General features: G+C 52.1%; 16 protein-coding genes. 14 read left to right on the forward strand and 2 right to left on the reverse strand.

Annotated features, from left to right (window positions below):
* Positions 1-39: 39 nt before the first annotated feature.
* The 8 genes from ABEA66_RS26090 (at position 40) to ABEA66_RS26125 (ending at position 8,057) form a co-directional block, all read left to right on the forward strand.
* The gene (locus ABEA66_RS26090) at positions 40-972 is read left to right on the forward strand and encodes a nucleoside hydrolase (protein WP_345592318.1); all 933 of its coding nucleotides are present in this window, start codon (positions 40-42) and stop codon (positions 970-972) included.
* A gap of 27 nt (positions 973-999) precedes the next feature.
* Positions 1,000-1,821, forward strand: a complete 822-nt coding sequence (locus ABEA66_RS26095) for an ABC transporter permease (RefSeq protein ID WP_345592165.1) — start codon at positions 1,000-1,002, stop codon at positions 1,819-1,821.
* A 6-nt stretch (positions 1,822-1,827) separates the two neighbouring features.
* Positions 1,828-2,616 carry an ABC transporter permease gene (locus ABEA66_RS26100; RefSeq protein WP_345592167.1) on the forward strand — a complete coding sequence of 263 codons (789 nt, stop codon included), beginning with the start codon at positions 1,828-1,830 and terminating at the stop codon, positions 2,614-2,616.
* 15 nt (positions 2,617-2,631) lie between these two features.
* Positions 2,632-3,696, forward strand: coding sequence for an ABC transporter ATP-binding protein (locus tag ABEA66_RS26105; protein WP_079913670.1), 1,065 nt, complete (start codon positions 2,632-2,634; stop codon positions 3,694-3,696).
* Positions 3,697-3,719: 23 nt separating this feature from the next.
* Positions 3,720-5,432 carry an adenine deaminase gene (locus ABEA66_RS26110; RefSeq protein ID WP_345592171.1) on the forward strand — a complete coding sequence of 571 codons (1,713 nt, stop codon included), beginning with the start codon at positions 3,720-3,722 and terminating at the stop codon, positions 5,430-5,432.
* 333 nt (positions 5,433-5,765) lie between these two features.
* Positions 5,766-6,446 (forward strand): GNAT family N-acetyltransferase, encoded by a 681-nt coding sequence (locus tag ABEA66_RS26115; protein WP_192703285.1) that lies wholly within the window; start codon positions 5,766-5,768, stop codon positions 6,444-6,446.
* A gap of 118 nt (positions 6,447-6,564) precedes the next feature.
* A complete protein-coding gene (locus tag ABEA66_RS26120; protein WP_079913667.1) occupies positions 6,565-6,855 on the forward strand; it encodes a hypothetical protein in 291 nt (96 codons plus the stop codon).
* A gap of 221 nt (positions 6,856-7,076) precedes the next feature.
* Complete coding sequence (locus ABEA66_RS26125; protein ID WP_345592174.1) at positions 7,077-8,057, forward strand: hypothetical protein; 981 nt, start codon at positions 7,077-7,079, stop codon at positions 8,055-8,057.
* Between the two features lie 67 nt (positions 8,058-8,124).
* Here ABEA66_RS26125 and ABEA66_RS26130 read toward each other — a convergent pair whose 3' ends face one another.
* Complete coding sequence (locus ABEA66_RS26130; protein ID WP_345592176.1) at positions 8,125-8,934, reverse strand: copper amine oxidase N-terminal domain-containing protein; 810 nt, start codon at positions 8,932-8,934, stop codon at positions 8,125-8,127.
* A gap of 321 nt (positions 8,935-9,255) precedes the next feature.
* On the opposite strand from ABEA66_RS26130, the gene ABEA66_RS26135 reads away from it, so the two are divergent.
* The 6 genes from ABEA66_RS26135 (at position 9,256) to ABEA66_RS26160 (ending at position 16,249) form a co-directional block, all read left to right on the forward strand.
* Positions 9,256-10,128: a glycosyltransferase family 2 protein gene (locus ABEA66_RS26135; protein ID WP_345592178.1), complete on the forward strand. Its 873-nt coding sequence runs from the start codon at positions 9,256-9,258 to the stop codon at positions 10,126-10,128.
* Positions 10,112-11,881: a DNA helicase RecQ gene (recQ, locus tag ABEA66_RS26140; RefSeq protein ID WP_345592320.1), complete on the forward strand. Its 1,770-nt coding sequence runs from the start codon at positions 10,112-10,114 to the stop codon at positions 11,879-11,881. The genes ABEA66_RS26135 and recQ overlap by 17 nt, the downstream gene beginning before the upstream one ends.
* 15 nt (positions 11,882-11,896) lie before the next feature.
* Positions 11,897-12,562, forward strand: coding sequence for a ribonuclease H (gene rnhA / locus ABEA66_RS26145; protein ID WP_345592180.1), 666 nt, complete (start codon positions 11,897-11,899; stop codon positions 12,560-12,562).
* Positions 12,563-12,789: 227 nt separating this feature from the next.
* A complete protein-coding gene (gene corA, locus ABEA66_RS26150; RefSeq protein WP_377739611.1) occupies positions 12,790-13,740 on the forward strand; it encodes a magnesium/cobalt transporter CorA in 951 nt (316 codons plus the stop codon).
* 198 nt (positions 13,741-13,938) lie between these two features.
* Entirely contained in the window at positions 13,939-15,393 is a 1,455-nt protein-coding gene (locus ABEA66_RS26155) for a SulP family inorganic anion transporter (protein ID WP_345592182.1), read from the forward strand.
* A gap of 79 nt (positions 15,394-15,472) precedes the next feature.
* Entirely contained in the window at positions 15,473-16,249 is a 777-nt protein-coding gene (locus ABEA66_RS26160) for a DUF554 domain-containing protein (RefSeq protein WP_345592184.1), read from the forward strand.
* Positions 16,250-16,511: 262 nt separating this feature from the next.
* Here the strand turns inward: ABEA66_RS26160 and ABEA66_RS26165 are convergent, their stop codons facing one another.
* Positions 16,512-17,171 (reverse strand): thiamine diphosphokinase, encoded by a 660-nt coding sequence (locus tag ABEA66_RS26165; protein WP_345592185.1) that lies wholly within the window; start codon positions 17,169-17,171, stop codon positions 16,512-16,514.
* Positions 17,172-17,243: the final 72 nt, after the last annotated feature.

A 17,243-nucleotide genomic window follows, 5' to 3' on the forward strand; every position in this document is an offset into this window, starting at 1 on the left:
TGGCATGTACCCTCATTTTTTCTAAAAGGAGGCTGGATGATGAGGAAAAAAGTCATTCTCGATGTAGATACGGGGGTTGATGACGCTCTTGGCATCCTGTTAGCCGTGCGCAGCGGCCAATTCGACGTGCTTGGCATTACGACGGTGAACGGCAACGTATCGCGGGATCAAGCCACAATCAACACGTGCAAGATTCTCCAGCTGCTCGGCTGCGAGGAATCGATTCCGGTCTACAAGGGAGCGGGCCGTCCGCTGCTTCGGGAGTCGTTCTTCGAGCATCGGGTTCACGGTCAAGACGGGATCGGAGGTGCTCTGAAGGACATGCCCGTGCATAAACAGCCATCGGAGGGCTTTGCACCGGAAGTCATCATCGAGGCTGCGAGGCGATATCCCGGCGAGCTGACGCTGGTCGCGACCGGGCCGCTTACGAATGTGGCGTTGGCGGTACGTCAAGCTCCGGAGCTGGTGCACCTCCTGAAGGAGGTCGTCGTCATGGGCGGGGTTGTCGGAAGCTACGGCAATGTGACCCCGACGGCGGAGTACAACATGTACGTAGACCCGGAGGCGGCCAAGATCGTGTTCCACGCCGGCTTCCCTTCACTTACGCTGGTCGGCCTCGACGTGACCCGCAAGGCGCTTCTGACGGAGGAGCACATGCAGCAGATAGGGGATTCGCCCATCGCCCGCTATATCCGCGAGAGCACAACCGACTATATGCAGCGCTACTATGAGCGCAATGGCATTCGTGCCTGCGTCATGCACGATCCGCTCGCCGTAGGCGTAGCTCTGAATCGCGGCATCGTAACGACACGTCGCTATTATGTGGATGTCGAGACCCGAAGCGACTTGTGCGACGGGCAGACGGTCTGCGATTTTCAAAACCGCTTGTCGAAGCAGGCCAACATGGACGTTTGCGTGGATGTAGATACCGAAGCTTTTCTTCAGCTGTTTACGCAAGCGATGAAAGCCTAGCCTTACAAGAACAGGAGCCATAGCTACATGAAGAAAAAGGTTTACTATGTATTATTGCTGCCGGGATTTTTGTTTCTACTGTTCTTTATGCTGATCCCGATTATCATGACGATAGGGTCCACCTTTTTTCAGGAGGGCCGATTTACGCTCGAAGGCTATCTTCATTTCTTTAAAGACCCGTACTTTCTCAAAATATTGTGGACGACGCTGGAGGTCAGCATTGTAACGACGCTCTTATGCATCCTGCTCGGCTTTCCGGTGGCGTACTACATTTCCAAGCAAAGCCTTAGGAAAAAGGGCATATTGCTCGCGCTCGCGATTTTTCCGCTGCTTACAAGCTCCGTCGTCCGTTCCTTCAGCTGGATGATCGTGCTCGGTAAGAAAGGGCTGCTTAACAACACGCTGCTGGCAATCGGGATCATCCGGGAGCCGCTGGATATTTTGTATACGCCGGTGGCGATGATGATCGGTCTGATTCATTTATTCCTGCCTTTGATTATCATTACGCTGGTAGGCGTTATGGAGAACATCGACCCGGATCTGATCAAAGCAGCGGAAAGTCTTGGCGCGCCCCGCTTTACCGCGTTCCGCAAGGTCATCGTGCCGCTCAGTATTCCCGGCTTGATCATCGGGAGCATCCTGGTGTTCGTCGGCAGCTTGACGGCCTACACGACGCCGGCCTTGCTTGGAGGCAAGCAGAAGGTCATCTCGACCTTCCTGTATCAGAATGCGATTACATTAAACGACTGGTACTTGGCCTCCGTCATCGCTACGATCATGATTGCTATTACCTTTATCATCATCGGGATAATGAATAAAATGGCCAATAAATTCAATCCGAAGGAGTAGAAACGTATGCGGGAGAACAATCGAGGGCTTGGCCTGTTTACGCTTCTGGTCTACGCATTTTTGCTGGGTCCTCTCCTCATTATTGCCGCCGCTTCCTTCGATCCGGGAACGGTATTGAAATTTCCGCCGCAGGGCTTTTCGTTCAAATGGTATGAAAATATTTTCAAAGTCAAAATGTTCATGGAGACGTTCAAAACCTCCATTTTCGTATCGCTGCTAGGCAATGTGTTCGCGCTCCTTCTCGGGGTGCCGGCCGCTTACGCCTTAAGCCGGTTTCAGTTCAAAGGCAAGGATGCGCTGAATGCGGTATTCATCTCGCCCGTGCTCATTCCGGGTATCGTGCTCGGCTTTACGATGCTGAAGTATCTGATCATTACGTATCATCTGCCGATCTACTTGTCCCTGCTGTTCGGACATACGGTCATTATGCTGCCGTTCATTATCCGTGTCATCGCGTCCAGCTTGTCGAACTTTGATTTCTCCGTCGAGGAAGCGGCCTTGAGCTTGGGTGCGGGGCATCTGGCGACCTTCTTCAAGGTGGTGCTGCCGAACATCAAGTCGGGGATTATTGCGGCCGTGCTGATCGCCTTCCTGGAATCGTTCAACAACGTGGATATTTCTGTATTCATGACCGGCCCTGGTGTCAGTACGCTGCCGATCCAAATGCTGACGTATGTGGAGAACCATTTTGACGCGACGATTGCCGCGATTTCGGTGCTGCTTATGATTTTTACGGCGGTCCTTATGTTCATTATTGAACGGATTATGGGCTTGTCCTACTTTACAAAACGATAACGGGGGATTGGATCCATGGCATTGCTATCCTTGGAAAACGTATCGGTTGCCTACGAGCAAAATGTGATATTAAAGGATTTTAATTTGAATATTGAAAAAGGCGAGCTTATCTCGCTGCTGGGCCCGAGCGGCTGCGGCAAAACGACGACGCTGCGTCTTATCGCAGGCTTCCTGGAGGCCAAAGACGGCAAGTTTATGCTCGGCGGCAAGGATTACACACGGGTGCCGGTGAATAAACGGAACTTCGGCTTCGTGTTCCAGAGCTATGCGCTGTTCCCGCATTTGTCCGTATACGATAATGTGGCATTCGGGCTGCGGCTTAGAAAAGTGAACGAGTCGGAAATTAAGAAAAGAGTGCACCACATTCTGGAGGTTGTGAGTCTGACGGGCTTCGAGAAACGGTTCCCCAAAGCGCTGTCCGGCGGACAGAAGCAGCGGGTAGCCATTGCGCGGGCGCTTGTGATTGAGCCGGATCTGCTGCTCTTCGATGAGCCGCTCAGTAACCTGGACGCGAACCTTAGAATTAACATGCGCGTCGAAATCCGCCGCATTCAGCAGGAGCTCGGAATTACCACGGTCTATGTATCCCATGACCAGGAGGAGTGCTTCTCGATCTCCGATCAGGTGGCGATAATGAACAAAGGGATTATCGAGCAGTTGGACAGTCCGGCCGCCATCTTCAAATACCCGAAGACGGAATTCGTCGCACGGTTTATCGGATTTAATAATTTCATTCATTTTGACGAACGGCATGATCAAGGCGCGGAAGTCGAGTTGAAGGTCAAGGACCTGGTATTCCACGTTGCGAAGCATCTCGGGAACAATGCCGGCGGCAGCCTCAAGGGAGCTATCCGTCCGGATGACGTCATTATGGGGACAGTCGAAGAGATTCCTGCCGAGGGAACGAACCGTCTCCCGGGCCGCGTGAAGGTCAGCACCTTCCTGGGCCGAAGCTATCAATATGTAGTGGAAACTGCTCTCGGTGACTTTACGGTCAACAAGGAGATGGAGCTTCCTTATGTCAACGGCAGAGAGGTTCGCCTGCTGTTCCCTGCTGAAAAATTGGTTTTAGTGGAGTAACGTGCTACTTGGGAGGTACCGTCATGCGAGTCGATTTATTCATCAAGAACGTAAACATTTATAACAGTTACTTCAAAACCTTCATTCCAGGCAATGCCGCTATTCTGGACGGCAGATTTCTATACATCGGCGAGCGGGGCGAAGACAGCTTCGACGCCGGTCAAGTCGTCGACGGTCAGGGACGCTATATGATCCCCGGTCTCGTAGACATCCATCTGCACATCGAGAGCACGATGGTTACGCCGGAGACCTTCTCCTATGGCTTGATCCGCAACGGCGTGACGACTATCGTGCCGGAGCCTCACGAAATGGCCAACGTCTTCGGACTCCAGGGCGTTACCGAGATGATTCGGGCGAGCGAGCACTGCGTAGCCGATATGTTCTACGCCATTCCGAGCTCGGTGCCTGCGACGTCCATGGAGACAACGGGCGGTGCGATGGAGATTGAGGACATGGATGCCTTGATGCAGACGGAGACGATCGCCTGCTTGGGCGAGATCATGAACTATGTGGACGTCATTAACGATCCGGATTGCAAGACGAATCGAATCTTGAAGCATATACGTGCGAAGTATCCGAAGCTGGTCATTGAAGGGCATGTGCCGAAGCTGCTGGATTTGGAATTGCAGCAGATCATCTATGCGGGAATCGATTCGGATCATACGCATCAATCGATTGAAGGTATGGAGGCACGGATCGCGGCTGGCATGTTCATCGAGATTCAGGAGAAATCGATGACCGAGGAGGTCATGCAGTATTTGATCGAACGGGATGTCGCCGAGCATTTTTGCTTTGTCACCGATGATGTGATGCCGGATTCGTTCCAGCGCCGGGGCCACCTGAACCATATCGTTCGCAAGGCGATTCAGATGGGAATGCCGCCGGAGAGAGCGATCTACGCGGCGACCTTCACACCGGCCCGCAGAATGAAGCTAAGCGACCGCGGAGCGGTGGCTCCGGGCAAGATTGCCGATTTCTCCCTGGTGTCCGATCTCAAAAAATTGACCATAGGTCAAGTGTATAAAAACGGGCGCAAGGTGTACGATGCGCAGGAGGAATACCTTCCGCAAGGCCATCGCCACCTGTTCCCTTCCCATTTTTACCAAAGTGTGAAGTTGTCTCCCTTGGCGGAATCGGACTTTGCCATCCATACGGATGCCCAGGAAGGGGCCTATAAAGCCAGAGTGATGCTGGTCAAGAACGGCTCGACGTTTACCGAGGAGCATCACGCAGAGGTTGCGGTAAGCGGCGGCGAGGTCCGCTGGGAAGACAGCGGCTATGGCCTGATCGCCACCTTCGACCGCTACGGCAAAACCGGCGGCCGAGCTTATGGCCTGATCGGCGGAGATACGATCAAGCGCGGCGCGATCGCCACGACCTATTCCCACGACAACCATAACCTGCTGGTTGTCGGGCACAGCCGCGCCGACATGATGCTTGCGGCTAATGAAGTGATCCGCAATCAAGGCGGCTTCTGCGTCGTGGAGAACGGGCAGGTGCTGGCGAGCCTGCATCTGCCGGTCGGGGGCATCCTGACCGAGGAGCCGCTTGAGAAGACAGCTGCCGAGGTTCAGCAGCTTCGCGAAGCCATGGAAGCGCTGGGCTACAATCATTACAACCCGATCATGTCGATAAGCACTCATTCCTTGCCGGTCAGCCCGGCTTTGAAAATTACGGATTACGGCCTTATTGATGTCAACCGCGGTAAGGTCGTGCCTCTGCTAGTAGAAGAATAAAAAAAGAACCTGACGGTTTTTCGTCTGGTTCGGAAGCCTGCTTTACATGAGCTATGCTACATATGGAGGTGGGGTATGCCTCGGAGGAGTTTACGTCCGCCTTTGAAACCCGTGAAAATACCGCTAAGTCTAATCTAATTCACGAGTTTCAACAGCGGCTGGAGGGGCATATCCCACCGGAGTATATTAGCAATAGCTCAAGCTCTACAGGTTTCTCAACAGACTCGAACCTGACCGTTTCCGTCAGGTTCTTTTTTCTCCCCCCAAACCATTTGGAAATGCTCCTATTCCATTATATACTAGCCTTATGCTATCAAGATGGGAGTGGATATCATGGAATATCATCGTATTACGAATATAGCGGATCCGTATTTTAAGCAGATGCACGAGCTGATGCAGACGGTATTTCCGCCGGAGGAAGTGTTGGAATTTTCCCTGTGGGAGGAGCCGCTGCAGGACGAGGGCATCCGGGTGTTCGTAGCCATTCATGAAGGGCAAGTCGTTGGAGCTACCGAGTATCGCTATTATGAGGATATGCAAGTGGCCATGACCGACTTTACGATCATCGGACGCGAAGGGCTGGGCATCGGACCCTTCCTGGTCAAACGCCGGATGGAGGATCTGCAGTCGCTCGTCCGCCAGAGCGGCGGCAAGCTGATCGGCATGTTCGCCGAAATTTACAACCCGTACCTGGCCGAAGATCACGGCTTCGGCGGCGTGAAGCCGATGAATCCGTTCGTCCGCCGGGAAGTGCTTGCTCACCTCGGCTACCGCAGGCTCGATCTCGCCTATGTGCATCCGTCGTGGCATAATGACGGGGCCGCAGTGCAGGAGCTGGATCTTGGATTTATGCCTATCGGGGAGGATGCCGATGCGGTGGAAGCGATCCCCGCGAGCTTAATCAGCGGCTTCCTGGAAAGGTACTATACCGTGCTTCCCAATAAACCGGAAGCTTGGTATGAAATGATTGCACAATTAAAGCAGCGTGAGCAAGTCCGCTTGCTCCCTATGTAAGAAAAAAACGGCTCTTGAGCTTGGAAGCTCAGGGGCTGTTTTTTTGTTATGGCACAAAAATAATAATTCCTATATAATAACTATGAATTAATTATTCCAAAATGGAGGGATCCTTGTCATGAAGCAGAAGTATTGTCCCCATTGCTCGGAGCCTTGCTCGGTCTATGAATTCACTTGCGTACATTGTGGAGAGGAACTGGCCGAGAACGGCTATTTCATCGATTCATTAACGTATTGGGACGTACAGAAGCCGGCTCATCCGGCCCGAATTCTGCTTTCCTTGACTCTGGTAAGCGCCTCTGCCATTGCTGCTTCGCTCCTGCATCTGCCTGTCGTTTTTTATGCAGGGCTTGCGGCCGCGGCGCTGTATTACACCACGGCGAAATCTGCATCAGCCGAATCCCGATAGTTTGAATAATACGAATCTGCTCCTCTGCCGCCGGCAGGGGATTTTTTTTCACAAAGTCCTGAAGCAGCTTCAAAGGAGCCATAGATAGCCCAACTCGGCAGGTATGGTTTTTTTTGTGTGCTGCAATAAATTTTCCTGGAACGGTTGGAACCCTATTCCAATTCGCTGCGTCTTATTCATGATGAGAACTCCAATGGCGGGGCGGAGGCTGCAGCGGCTGTATGAACAGGGAACATTTTATTCGTATTTGCAAAGGTGTGCTTTTAGGGTGCTCGATCATTTTTCTTACGGGGACTTCCTACTTATTTCCGCTCGTAGGATCAGGCGAAGTGACTGCCGTTGGCATCGCCGGAGGGCTGCCGTCTGCAGAGAAGCCGGAGCCTTTTAACATTACCAACCCGAAGGAGAAGGCTGTTATATTCAAAATAACGGAATGGCTGAACCAATCGGAAGCCGTAGACGGTCCGATACATTTTGGCAGGCATGGCTATCCGAACGTATTGGAATTTAAGCTGACGAATAATCGAATGGTAATGGTGGAGCCCGCTTATCGCTGCAAGAAGCAGCGCCAGCCGGACGGGAGTCTGTTAAGGCAATGCAACCCGGTCAAAGGCGAAATTATCGTCACCACGCCCAATTACAAACGGGTGCGGTACAAATCGCCGCTTCTCTATCATTGGCTTCAGGAAGGATGGACCCGGGAGGAACGAAGAAATCCGAACCAACCTGTCGGACCCTTGATAGAGAAGGATTTGGAGGAGAACCGAAGCTTTGCCAGGCAGCTCGGGACGGAGGTGCAGGTCGCGGCTCACGAGGGCAAGCTGCCCGGATTTGCCGGCAGCTATATCGATACTGAAGCAGGGCAGCTATTCGTCGGTCTGATCGATGGATATGAGGACACGCGTCAAGGGATCATACGCATGGCTGCGCATCCGGAGCTCCTGCAGTTCTTTGACGCGCAATTTACGGAGGAGGAGCTCAAGGCCCAAATGACCCGTCTGAATGCAGAGCTTCCTTCACTGCAGAAGAAGGGCTTCCAAGTTCATGATTACGGCATCTCCATTCGGTTGAACCGGTTGGAAGTGAATGTGCCGGAGGGAAACGAGAAGACCTTGAGGCTGCTGACACAGGTTATCGCTCCGGAGTATCTTAAGATTAACGTTACGAAGCCGTGGAAATACATGACGGGAAATCATCTATGACCAAGCTATGAAGGACAATAATAAAAGGTCCTCGGGATCTCCCGGGGACCTGTATTTTTTGACGGAGCTACTGAGCCTCCATGAAAGGCTTTTTGTCCTTCAATTCATAAGTCATGCCTGACGTTGGGGTGCTTAGCAGCCACTGGCCTGCAGAATCCTTGTAGACCTGGCATTTGAACTCGTAAACAGCGGACTCCGTAGGCGAGATCGTAATACCGCTGCCGTTTTTCACGGCCTTGGAAATAGTGAATGCGGCATCAAAAGTGACAGTTGCGGAGCTTCCGCTGGCATCCATGGCGATGTTGGCTATAGTGAGTTCATTTTTCTTAATCCCGTCCGCTCCTGTTATCGACATGGCAGTTTGGGTGAAGCTGCTGCTCTGCGCCATGTTGTCTATCAGCTTGCGAATGGTCTGTTCCGTATCGGTCTTCGGAAATGAGATATTGACCGTTCGGGTGTCGCCGTTCCAGGAGACATCCGCGCCGGCGGCTTCACTCACGAACCGCAGCGGAATGTACGTGCTGCCATCCTTTATTTTTGGAGAAACCTCCAGGTTGTGCAAATTTTGATTAACCGCGGCCGTACCTTTGTTGATGGTCAGCGTAAGGCTAAGGTCACCCTTCTTGGCGGTTGCGGTTTGTGTACTCTGATCCCATGAAACCGTGAAGCCAAGCTTTTCGAACAAAGCGCGCATAGGCACCATCGTGTTGCCGTTCTCGATATACGGCTGCTGGTCCCAATTGACTTTATCCTGCTGCAAATAGACTTGAATCGGTGCAGCGTCTTGAGCATTCGCCATAATCGGATAATCGAACGGCAGCAGCATGGAGACGAACAGGGCAAGGTGTGAAAACCGTTTTTTCGTTAACCAAGACATAAGAACATTCCTCCTGGCTCTAGTTGTATTTGTCGACGTTCTATAGGATTCGTGAAATTCAGTGTTTATCGGGCTGCCTATGTCATGATTTGTATGTTTGTGCTACTCCGCATCTAATAGGACTTCCACGTCCGCTGCGGAAATCCTTTTGGCAAATGAGTCCAAAATCGTAAAATGGTAAAAAAGGCTTGAAGGAGAGAAAGCTGGAAAAGGTTATTGCGGCAGTTTCCCTTTAGCTTTTTTTCTGGTATCTTGACAATAGCAGCTTTTGAGCAAAGAAGCACTAGGGAACGTCAGGTAAATGAGGGAGGCAGACCGGGTATGATGGAACAACCGCTCGTTTCGGTCATTATTCCAACCTATAATCGGCTCGATAGTGTATGTGAGCTGTTGGAATCGCTGTACAGGCAGACTTACCGAGCTTTGCAAATTATTATTGTGAATGATGCGGGAGAATCGGTGCGATCCGCTGATGCCTTATACCCGGAGCTCGATGTAACGATCGTGGATCTGGAGCATAACGCCAAGCATGTGCATGCAAGGAATCAGGGACTCGCTTACGCCCGGGGCGAATATATTTTGCTGTGTGACGATGACGATCTGCTGCTGCCGATGCATGTGGAGCGCATGATGGCGGCTATTGCGGATGCGGATATGGTATACTCCGATGTAGAAATATTCGATTATGTGCTCGAAGGGGTAACGCGGCGCGCAACCAAGCGGTTTGTGTTCGCTTATGAGCATGATGAAGCGGCAATGCGGAAATTCTCGACGTTCGTCTCTTCGGGCTGCTTGTACCGCAAAAGCTTGCACGATCGGATCGGGTTATTCGATGCGGATATGTACCATTATTGGGACTGGGATTTTTTCTTAAGGGCATCCGAGAACGGACGGGTTAAACGGGTGCCTGTAGCAAGCGCCCTCTACGCTTTTTCCCAAAGCGGAGGGAATATGTCCGGTGCACACGAGGACATGCGGCCTTATTTGGATCGGCTGTCCGCCAAGCACGGATTGGGTTACCTGCCTACCAAAAATTTCTTCCTCTTGCTGGAGGAGCCTGAAATGCAGAGCCGCAGGGCAGCAACGGAAATCGTATGGGACGGCGAACCGATCGTTTCTCGTAGAGCCGGACAGAGTAAGTTCATAAGTTTAAAAGGGGGAGCGCAGTTTGGCGGGCATGATGGAACGGGCTGAAAGAGTGCTCAAATCATATTACGGCTACGGAGCGTTTAGGGACGGTCAGAAAAAAGTCATTCAAAGCATATTGGACAGGCAGGATACGCTTGGTATTATGCCAACCGGTGGAGGAAAATCGATCTGCTACCAGGTGCCTGCCATGCTGATGCAAGGAACGACGATCGTCATTTCTCCGCTGATCTCTCTAATGAAGGATCAGGTTGACGGACTGGACAGCATAGGGGTCCCGGCAACCTATATTAACAGCTCCTTAACCTATGCGCAGGTGGAGGTTCGGATCCGCAAGGCAAGCCGTGGAGAGTACAAGCTATTGTATGTGGCGCCTGAGCGGCTCGAATCCGAGCGCTTCATCGATTTGATGACGGAGCTGGAAGTGCCTATGATAGCGGTGGACGAGGCTCACTGCGTATCGCAGTGGGGACATGATTTCCGGCCGAGCTATCTTGCTATCAGCAGGCTGGTGGAGCATTTGCCGAATCGGCCGATTGTTGCTGCCTTCACGGCGACGGCAACCGACCAGGTACGAGATGACATTGTCAAGCATTTGCAGCTTCGCGAGCCGGATTTGCACGTAACGGGCTTTGCCCGGGAGAATCTGTCCTTCTCGGTTATCAAGGGCGAGAACAAGCGCGATGTCATGCTGGATTATATTCGTGAGCATAAGGATGAAGTAGGCATTGTGTACGCTGCCACACGCAAGGAAGTGGACAATCTGTATGAGCTGCTTCGCAAACAGAGAGTGCCCGTGGGCAAGTATCATGCCGGCTTGAGCGATACGGAGCGCGCGATGGCGCAGGAGAAGTTTCTATACGACGAGATTCGGGTCATAGTGGCCAGCAACGCGTTCGGTATGGGCATAGACAAATCCAACGTCCGTTATGTGATCCACTACAATATGCCCAAAAACATGGAAGCTTATTATCAGGAAGCAGGGCGGGCAGGCCGGGACGATGAGCCCAGCGAATGCTTGCTGCTGTTCAGTCCTCAGGATATTCATATTCAGAAGTTTCTGATCGAGCAATCTATCAGTGACCCGGGCAGGCAAGCGCAGGAATACCGCCGGCTGCAGCAAATGGCCGATTACTGCCATACGACGCAATGTCTTCAAGGTTATATCGTACGGTATTTTGGCGATGATTGTGAGGATTGCGGGAGATGCAGTAACTGCAGCACGGAAAGGCAGCTGACGGATATTACCGTCGAGGCGCAAAAAATCTTTTCCTGCGTGCGGCGGATGAAGGAACGGTTCGGAGCGACCATGGTGGCCTCCGTGCTTAAGGGCTCCCGCAACAAGAAGGTGCTGGAGCTTGGCTTCAACGAGCTGAGCACGTATGGCTTATTAAAGGACCGTACGGAAAAGGAAATCGTCGATCTGATTCAGCTTCTGGTAGCGGAAGGGTACCTGCTGATCACCGAAGGCAAATATCCGGTGCTAAGGCTTCAGGCCAAAGCCCAGGCTGTATTGTCCGGCGGAGAGCAGGTCATTCAGAAGATGCGCATCCGTACCGAGCCTGCGGCGAAGGATGTGGAGGCGGAGCTGTTCGATCAGCTGCGCAGCCTGCGCACGGAAATTGCCAAGAAGGAGGGCATTCCTCCTTATATTGTGTTTCCCGACAGCACGCTTAGGGAGATGTGCGGCGTGAAGCCGACCAATCCGGCCGCGATGCTCAAGATCAAGGGCGTCGGCGAAGCGAAGTTTTTCAAGTACGGGGCGTATTTCATCGAATTTTTCAAAAACCACAACGGATAGTAGGGGCGATAGCGAGTGGCCAAATCAAAGTATTATGTCGTATGGGAAGGAAAAGTGCCCGGTATTTACACTACATGGGCCGAATGCCAGGCGCAGACGAACGGCTACCCGCAGGCGCGCTTCAAAGCCTACGAGAGCGAGGCGGAAGCCAAAGCCGCCATGGCGCGCGGCTGGAAGGCCTCCTTCGCAGCTGCCAATGGAGCCAAAGGCGGCTCGGCCTCTTCGTCTTCCGCGGGAGCCCGCAAGGCTCTCGGTGGTGGCTCTGCCAAGCCTGAGGCGGATCTGGACAGCCTCTCGGTCGACGTCGGCAGCAGAGGGAATCCCGGCATTGTCGAGTACAAAGGCGTGTACACCCGGACGGGTGAGGTGGTTTTCCAGCATCCTCCTATATCGAAGGGAACGAACAATTTAGGAGAATTTCTTGCGATTGTGCACGCACTGGCTTATTTGAAGCAAAAGGGCAGCAGCATGACGATCTACAGCGACTCGGTGACAGCCATTAGCTGGGTCCGCAAGAAGGAGGTCGCAACCAATCTGCCGCGGGATAAGTCCACGCAGGAGATATGGACGCTGGTGGACCGAGCATTAGCCTGGCTGAAAAGCAATACGTACAGCAACAAGATCCTCAAGTGGGATACCAAAGCATGGGGAGAAATTAAAGCGGACTACGGACGGAAGTAACGGCCGCGTTACATTGGGGAAGGTGCCTCAGCCAAAAAAGGCTGAGGTTTTTTGTTGCAGCAGATATCACTGGTACCTGCACCCACCCATCAGTAGTTACCCTACTCTCTCCGCACTTCATTTTTCCTAAGCCTTCCGTAAAATCGCCACATAATGGGTATTATGATAGTAACCAGATCGAATGAAGTTCGGTGCCATCATAATAACGAAAAAAAGGGTGACTGCCTTTGATACGAATACTCATGTATACGGAAAGCGAAGGAATCGTGGAAAACCATTCCTTGCAGGAGCTCAACCGGGCGGATGTCCGATGGTTTTGGGTCGATTTTGACCGTCCGACCGAGGAGGAGGCGAAGGAGCTGCATGATTTTTTTCATTTTCATCCGCTTGCCATCGAGGACTGCTTTCATCTCCTGCAGCGCCCCAAGCTGGATTATTATGAGAATGTTCAATTTTTCGTGCTTCACGCCATCAATGAGCTGACCTTGGGTGCGGAAGAGGTCGATATGTTCCTGGGCGACCGTTACGTCGTGTCCTTTCATTTCGGACAGCTTAGAGCGGTGGATGAAGCATGGGAGAGAATTAAGGAAACCAAGCAGATGGAGGAGCTCCATCATCTTTACTGCGCATATCTGGTGATGGACCATTTGGTTGACCAATATTTCCCTTGCGTCTACCAGATCGAAGACCAGCTTAACGAGATCGAAAGCAATACGAGCAAGAAATCGATAGAGAGGCTGATGAGCGAGACGTTCGAGGTTCGTTCCAAGCTGTTGAAGCTGCGGCGTACGATCTTTCCTATGCGCGACCTTCTTTATCGAGTCATCAGCTCGGAGAGGATCATGGGGCTGAAGGATCAGGTATTCTTTTTCTCGGATATTTACGATCATTTGCTCAAGCTTTCGGAAATATTGGAATCCAACCGGGATGTAACTGCGGATTTGCGGGACAGCTACATTTCGCTGAATTCCAACCGGATGAACAATATTATGAAAACCCTCACGGTCATTACCACGATCTTTATGCCGTTAACCTTTATTGCGGGCATCTACGGAATGAATTTTCACAATATGCCGGAGCTGGGATGGTCTTGGGGTTATTATGCCGTGCTGGCCTTGATGTTCGGAATCGGAATCGGCATGTTCTTATGGTTCCGCCATAAGGGCTGGTTCAAATGATAGCTGCGTAATATCGAGAAAAATGGAGGGAATCCGGCTTTAAATGCAGCTAATGGCGGTATACCGTCTCTTATGCTTGATCAAGCAGGTGAAAGATTCCTCGCAACCGTTTATAATCTAGGGCAGTGACTATCGGCCCCGGCAATCCTGAGAGTGGAGCGCCAACAAGAGAAGAAACGGAATAGGAGAGGATTTTTCTTGTTTTTTGAACGGGTAAAACAAGGCTTTTTTAGTAATGTCCGAAACGATATTTTGTCCGGACTAACGGTTGCTTTTGCCTTAATTCCGGAAGCGATTGCGTTTTCCATTATGGCGGGCGTGGACCCTATGGTCGGCTTGTACGCCTCCTTCACCATTGCCGTGACTATATCGATTGTAGGCGGCCGTCCAGGGATGATCTCTGCGGCAACCGGAGCAATGGCCTCCTTGATGGGGCCGATTATAGCCAAGTACGGGCTGGATTATTTGTTTGCAGCGACCCTGTTAACCGGGGTTCTGCAATGGATACTGGGTGCATGTAAGGTGGGGCGGTTTATCACCTTCGTTCCTCAATCGGTTATTGTAGGATTTGTTAATGCGCTGGCTATCATTATCTTCATGGCACAGCTTCCTAACTTTGTCGGAGCGACGTGGATCATGTATTTGATGGTTGCGGGAACGCTAGCCATTATTTATTTGCTGCCTCGTATCACGAAAGCCGTCCCTTCCGCGCTGGTTGCCATCATTGTCATGACGATCATTACGATCGCTACGGGAGCCGATCTGCGCACGGTCGGAGATATGGGAGAGATCCGTCAGGCGCTGCCTCTGTTCCACATCCCGCAGGTGCCGTTGACGCTGGGAACTCTGCTGACTCTGCTGCCTTATTCGCTGGCGCTGGCTGTTGTAGGAATGACCGAAACACTGTTAACAGCGACAATTGTGGATGAGATGACGGAAACGAAGAGCAACAAAAACCGCGAAATCCGCGGGCAAGGAATCGCCAACATTGTAACGGGCTTTTTTGGAGGCATGGCAGGCTGTGCAATGATCGGACAAACCGTCATTAATGTCAGATCGGGAGGAAGGACGAGGCTGTCCACTTTCGTGGCAGGGATGTTCTTGCTGTTCCTGATCATGGTGCTGGGAGACGTCGTGAAGCAGATTCCGATGGCAGCCCTTGTTGGAGTTATGTTTATGGTGTCCATCGGAACGTTCGATTGGAATTCGATTCGAACCATCGGGAAAATTCCTCGCGGTGACGCCATTGTCATGGTATTGACGGTTGCGATTGTCGTGACGACCTCCGATTTGGCGATCGGGGTGGTTGCGGGTGTCATTCTGAGTGCCGTCCATTTCGGCTGGAAAATGGCCCGCCTGCGCTGCAGCACCACTACGAATGAGAACGGTCATAAGGTGTATGCCATTTCCGGGCAGCTGTTCTTCGGAACGATGATGCATTTTGTTGATCTATTCGACTATTCGGCAGATCCCGAGCACATTGTGGTGGACTTGAGCGCATCTCATGTGTGGGATCATTCGGCGGTAACCGCCTTATCCAAGGTCACGCACAAATACGCTGCGATAGGCAAGAAGGTCACCCTTGTAGGACTAAACTCCGAGAGCCGCAAAATCATTGATCGGGTCGGGCTTTCCGGCGGCTCCATTCATTAATGCCATCAAATATTCATGCATATAGAATTTGCATTATGACATCTAAGAGAAAACACAGAATGAGAGGTTCGGATCAGGCATGGCCTTATGGGGGACGATAGTCAACGCGGCGGCAATATTGATCGGCGGTATGCTCGGTCTTGTGCTGAACCGGATGAGTCAGGGAATTCGCAGCACCGTGATGCAGGGGATCGGCATGGCCTTGATAGCCCTTGGCTTGTCCATGACACTGAAATCCAGCAATTTTTTGCTGATTGCTGTAAGTCTTGTTTTGGGCGGAATTATCGGCGAATTGCTGCAGCTGGAAAAAGGCTTGGAGAAGCTTGGGCATCAGCTTGAAAAGGGAGTCCATGCTTTATCGCGTATCGGTAGAAGCGTTCAAGGACGGTTGGGCGGCAGGAACAGCCTGGAGGATAAGGGCGGGGAAGTGAAGCAGGGGCGGATTGCGACCGGCTTCGTCAACACGACGCTGATCTACTGCGTTGGAGCGATGGCGATCCTGGGGGCGCTGGAAAGCGGCCTGCGCGGTGAGCATGATATTTTGTTCACGAAGGCTATGCTGGATGGATTTATGGCAATTATATTTGCCTCCACCATGGGGGTTGGCGTCTTGTTCTCGGCGATTCCCGTGTTTGTCTACCAGGGGGCCATAGCGCTGGCGGCGGCCGGGATCGCTTCTATGCTTCAACAGGACATGCTGAATGAGATCATCGCCCAAATAACGGCGGTCGGAGGCATCCTCATCATGGGGATCGGGGTGAATTTGCTGGAGCTTCGCAAAATCAATGTGGCGAATCTGCTTCCTTCCCTGGTGGTGGCTGCTTTGGCGGTGCCGTTTATGGATTGGATCGGGTGACAAGAGCCCTTTATGAAGGGTAGGGTTGTTGAGAAACCTGAAAATCTGGAAAATTTGCTGCGGTACACCGGTGGGATATCTCCCTCCGGTCGCTGTTGTTCTCGGGAAACTTTGATTATATTCGCATTATTTAGCGGGAATTTCCCGAGAACAAAGGCGAACGCTAACGCTCCTACAGGAGATACACCACCTATCACCTTTCGCATTTTCCGTATGACAACAACCCGGAGCCCCTCAAAAAGGGGCTCTTTTGTATAGGTAGTTATTCAGGGACATCGCTGCTTTCGATGACCAGGAGAAGTCCGGAGGTGATAGTAATCACGCCGACGGGCTCGATCAGCACATTGCTGATACCGAGCGATTGTCCTATCGTCAAGGTCGCATTGTGAAGAGGATATTGGAAGCCTTCCAAGGTTATGCCGGCAACCTCCATGCTGAGGGGGAGCAAAGAGACGTTGCTGTGCCGTCCCTTGTGAAGCTTCAAGGGCTCACGGCTGTCCATCAGCCGGATCCGGTTATGGGCGTCGGCAATATAACAGGAGACGCCGGCCAACAATGCTTTGCGAAGCAAATGGAGATTCGCCAGCGAATGATCCCAGCGCGTACCGAGTACGCCGCACAGAACGACTTCTTGCGGATGCTGCTCCAGCGCCCAGTTCAGGGCCATCTCGGTATCGGTCAAATCCTTCATCACCGGATCACAGCTGATGAACTGCTTGCTTTCCCGTTGGATCCGCAAAAGGTCCTCCGGAGTGACCGAATCAAAATCACCCAGAGCCAGATCGGGGATGATATCATGCTGCAGCAGGAAGAGGGCTCCTTTATCGGCTCCGATTATGAGGTCTCCCGCTTGGATGAGCCGCAGCGCCCATGGGCCGAGATGTCCACCGGAATATATAAGAATGCGGGAAGGGTTCGTCATCTTTCGTTTGTTCCTTTCTGTATAGAACAGCTTATCGTTCTATCCATTTTAACATATACGATCTTGGCGATA

Source organism: Paenibacillus vulneris, from assembly GCF_039543185.1.
Taxonomy (GTDB): domain Bacteria; phylum Bacillota; class Bacilli; order Paenibacillales; family NBRC-103111; genus Paenibacillus_S; species Paenibacillus_S vulneris.

Excerpts from the sequence above, each read along its gene's own strand:
- ABEA66_RS26090 (WP_345592318.1), top strand. The coding sequence starts at position 40 with ATGAGGAAAAAAGTCATTCTCGATGTAGATACGGGGGTTGATGACGCT.
- ABEA66_RS26095 (WP_345592165.1), top strand. The coding sequence starts at position 1,000 with ATGAAGAAAAAGGTTTACTATGTATTATTGCTGCCGGGATTTTTGTTT.
- ABEA66_RS26100 (WP_345592167.1), top strand. The coding sequence starts at position 1,828 with ATGCGGGAGAACAATCGAGGGCTTGGCCTGTTTACGCTTCTGGTCTAC.
- ABEA66_RS26105 (WP_079913670.1), top strand. The coding sequence starts at position 2,632 with ATGGCATTGCTATCCTTGGAAAACGTATCGGTTGCCTACGAGCAAAAT.
- ABEA66_RS26110 (WP_345592171.1), top strand. The coding sequence starts at position 3,720 with ATGCGAGTCGATTTATTCATCAAGAACGTAAACATTTATAACAGTTAC.
- ABEA66_RS26115 (WP_192703285.1), top strand. The coding sequence starts at position 5,766 with ATGGAATATCATCGTATTACGAATATAGCGGATCCGTATTTTAAGCAG.
- ABEA66_RS26120 (WP_079913667.1), top strand. The coding sequence starts at position 6,565 with ATGAAGCAGAAGTATTGTCCCCATTGCTCGGAGCCTTGCTCGGTCTAT.
- ABEA66_RS26125 (WP_345592174.1), top strand. The coding sequence starts at position 7,077 with ATGAACAGGGAACATTTTATTCGTATTTGCAAAGGTGTGCTTTTAGGG.
- ABEA66_RS26130 (WP_345592176.1), bottom strand. The coding sequence starts at position 8,934 with ATGTCTTGGTTAACGAAAAAACGGTTTTCACACCTTGCCCTGTTCGTC.
- ABEA66_RS26135 (WP_345592178.1), top strand. The coding sequence starts at position 9,256 with ATGATGGAACAACCGCTCGTTTCGGTCATTATTCCAACCTATAATCGG.
- recQ (WP_345592320.1), top strand. The coding sequence starts at position 10,112 with ATGATGGAACGGGCTGAAAGAGTGCTCAAATCATATTACGGCTACGGA.
- ABEA66_RS26160 (WP_345592184.1), top strand. The coding sequence starts at position 15,473 with ATGGCCTTATGGGGGACGATAGTCAACGCGGCGGCAATATTGATCGGC.
- ABEA66_RS26165 (WP_345592185.1), bottom strand. The coding sequence starts at position 17,171 with ATGACGAACCCTTCCCGCATTCTTATATATTCCGGTGGACATCTCGGC.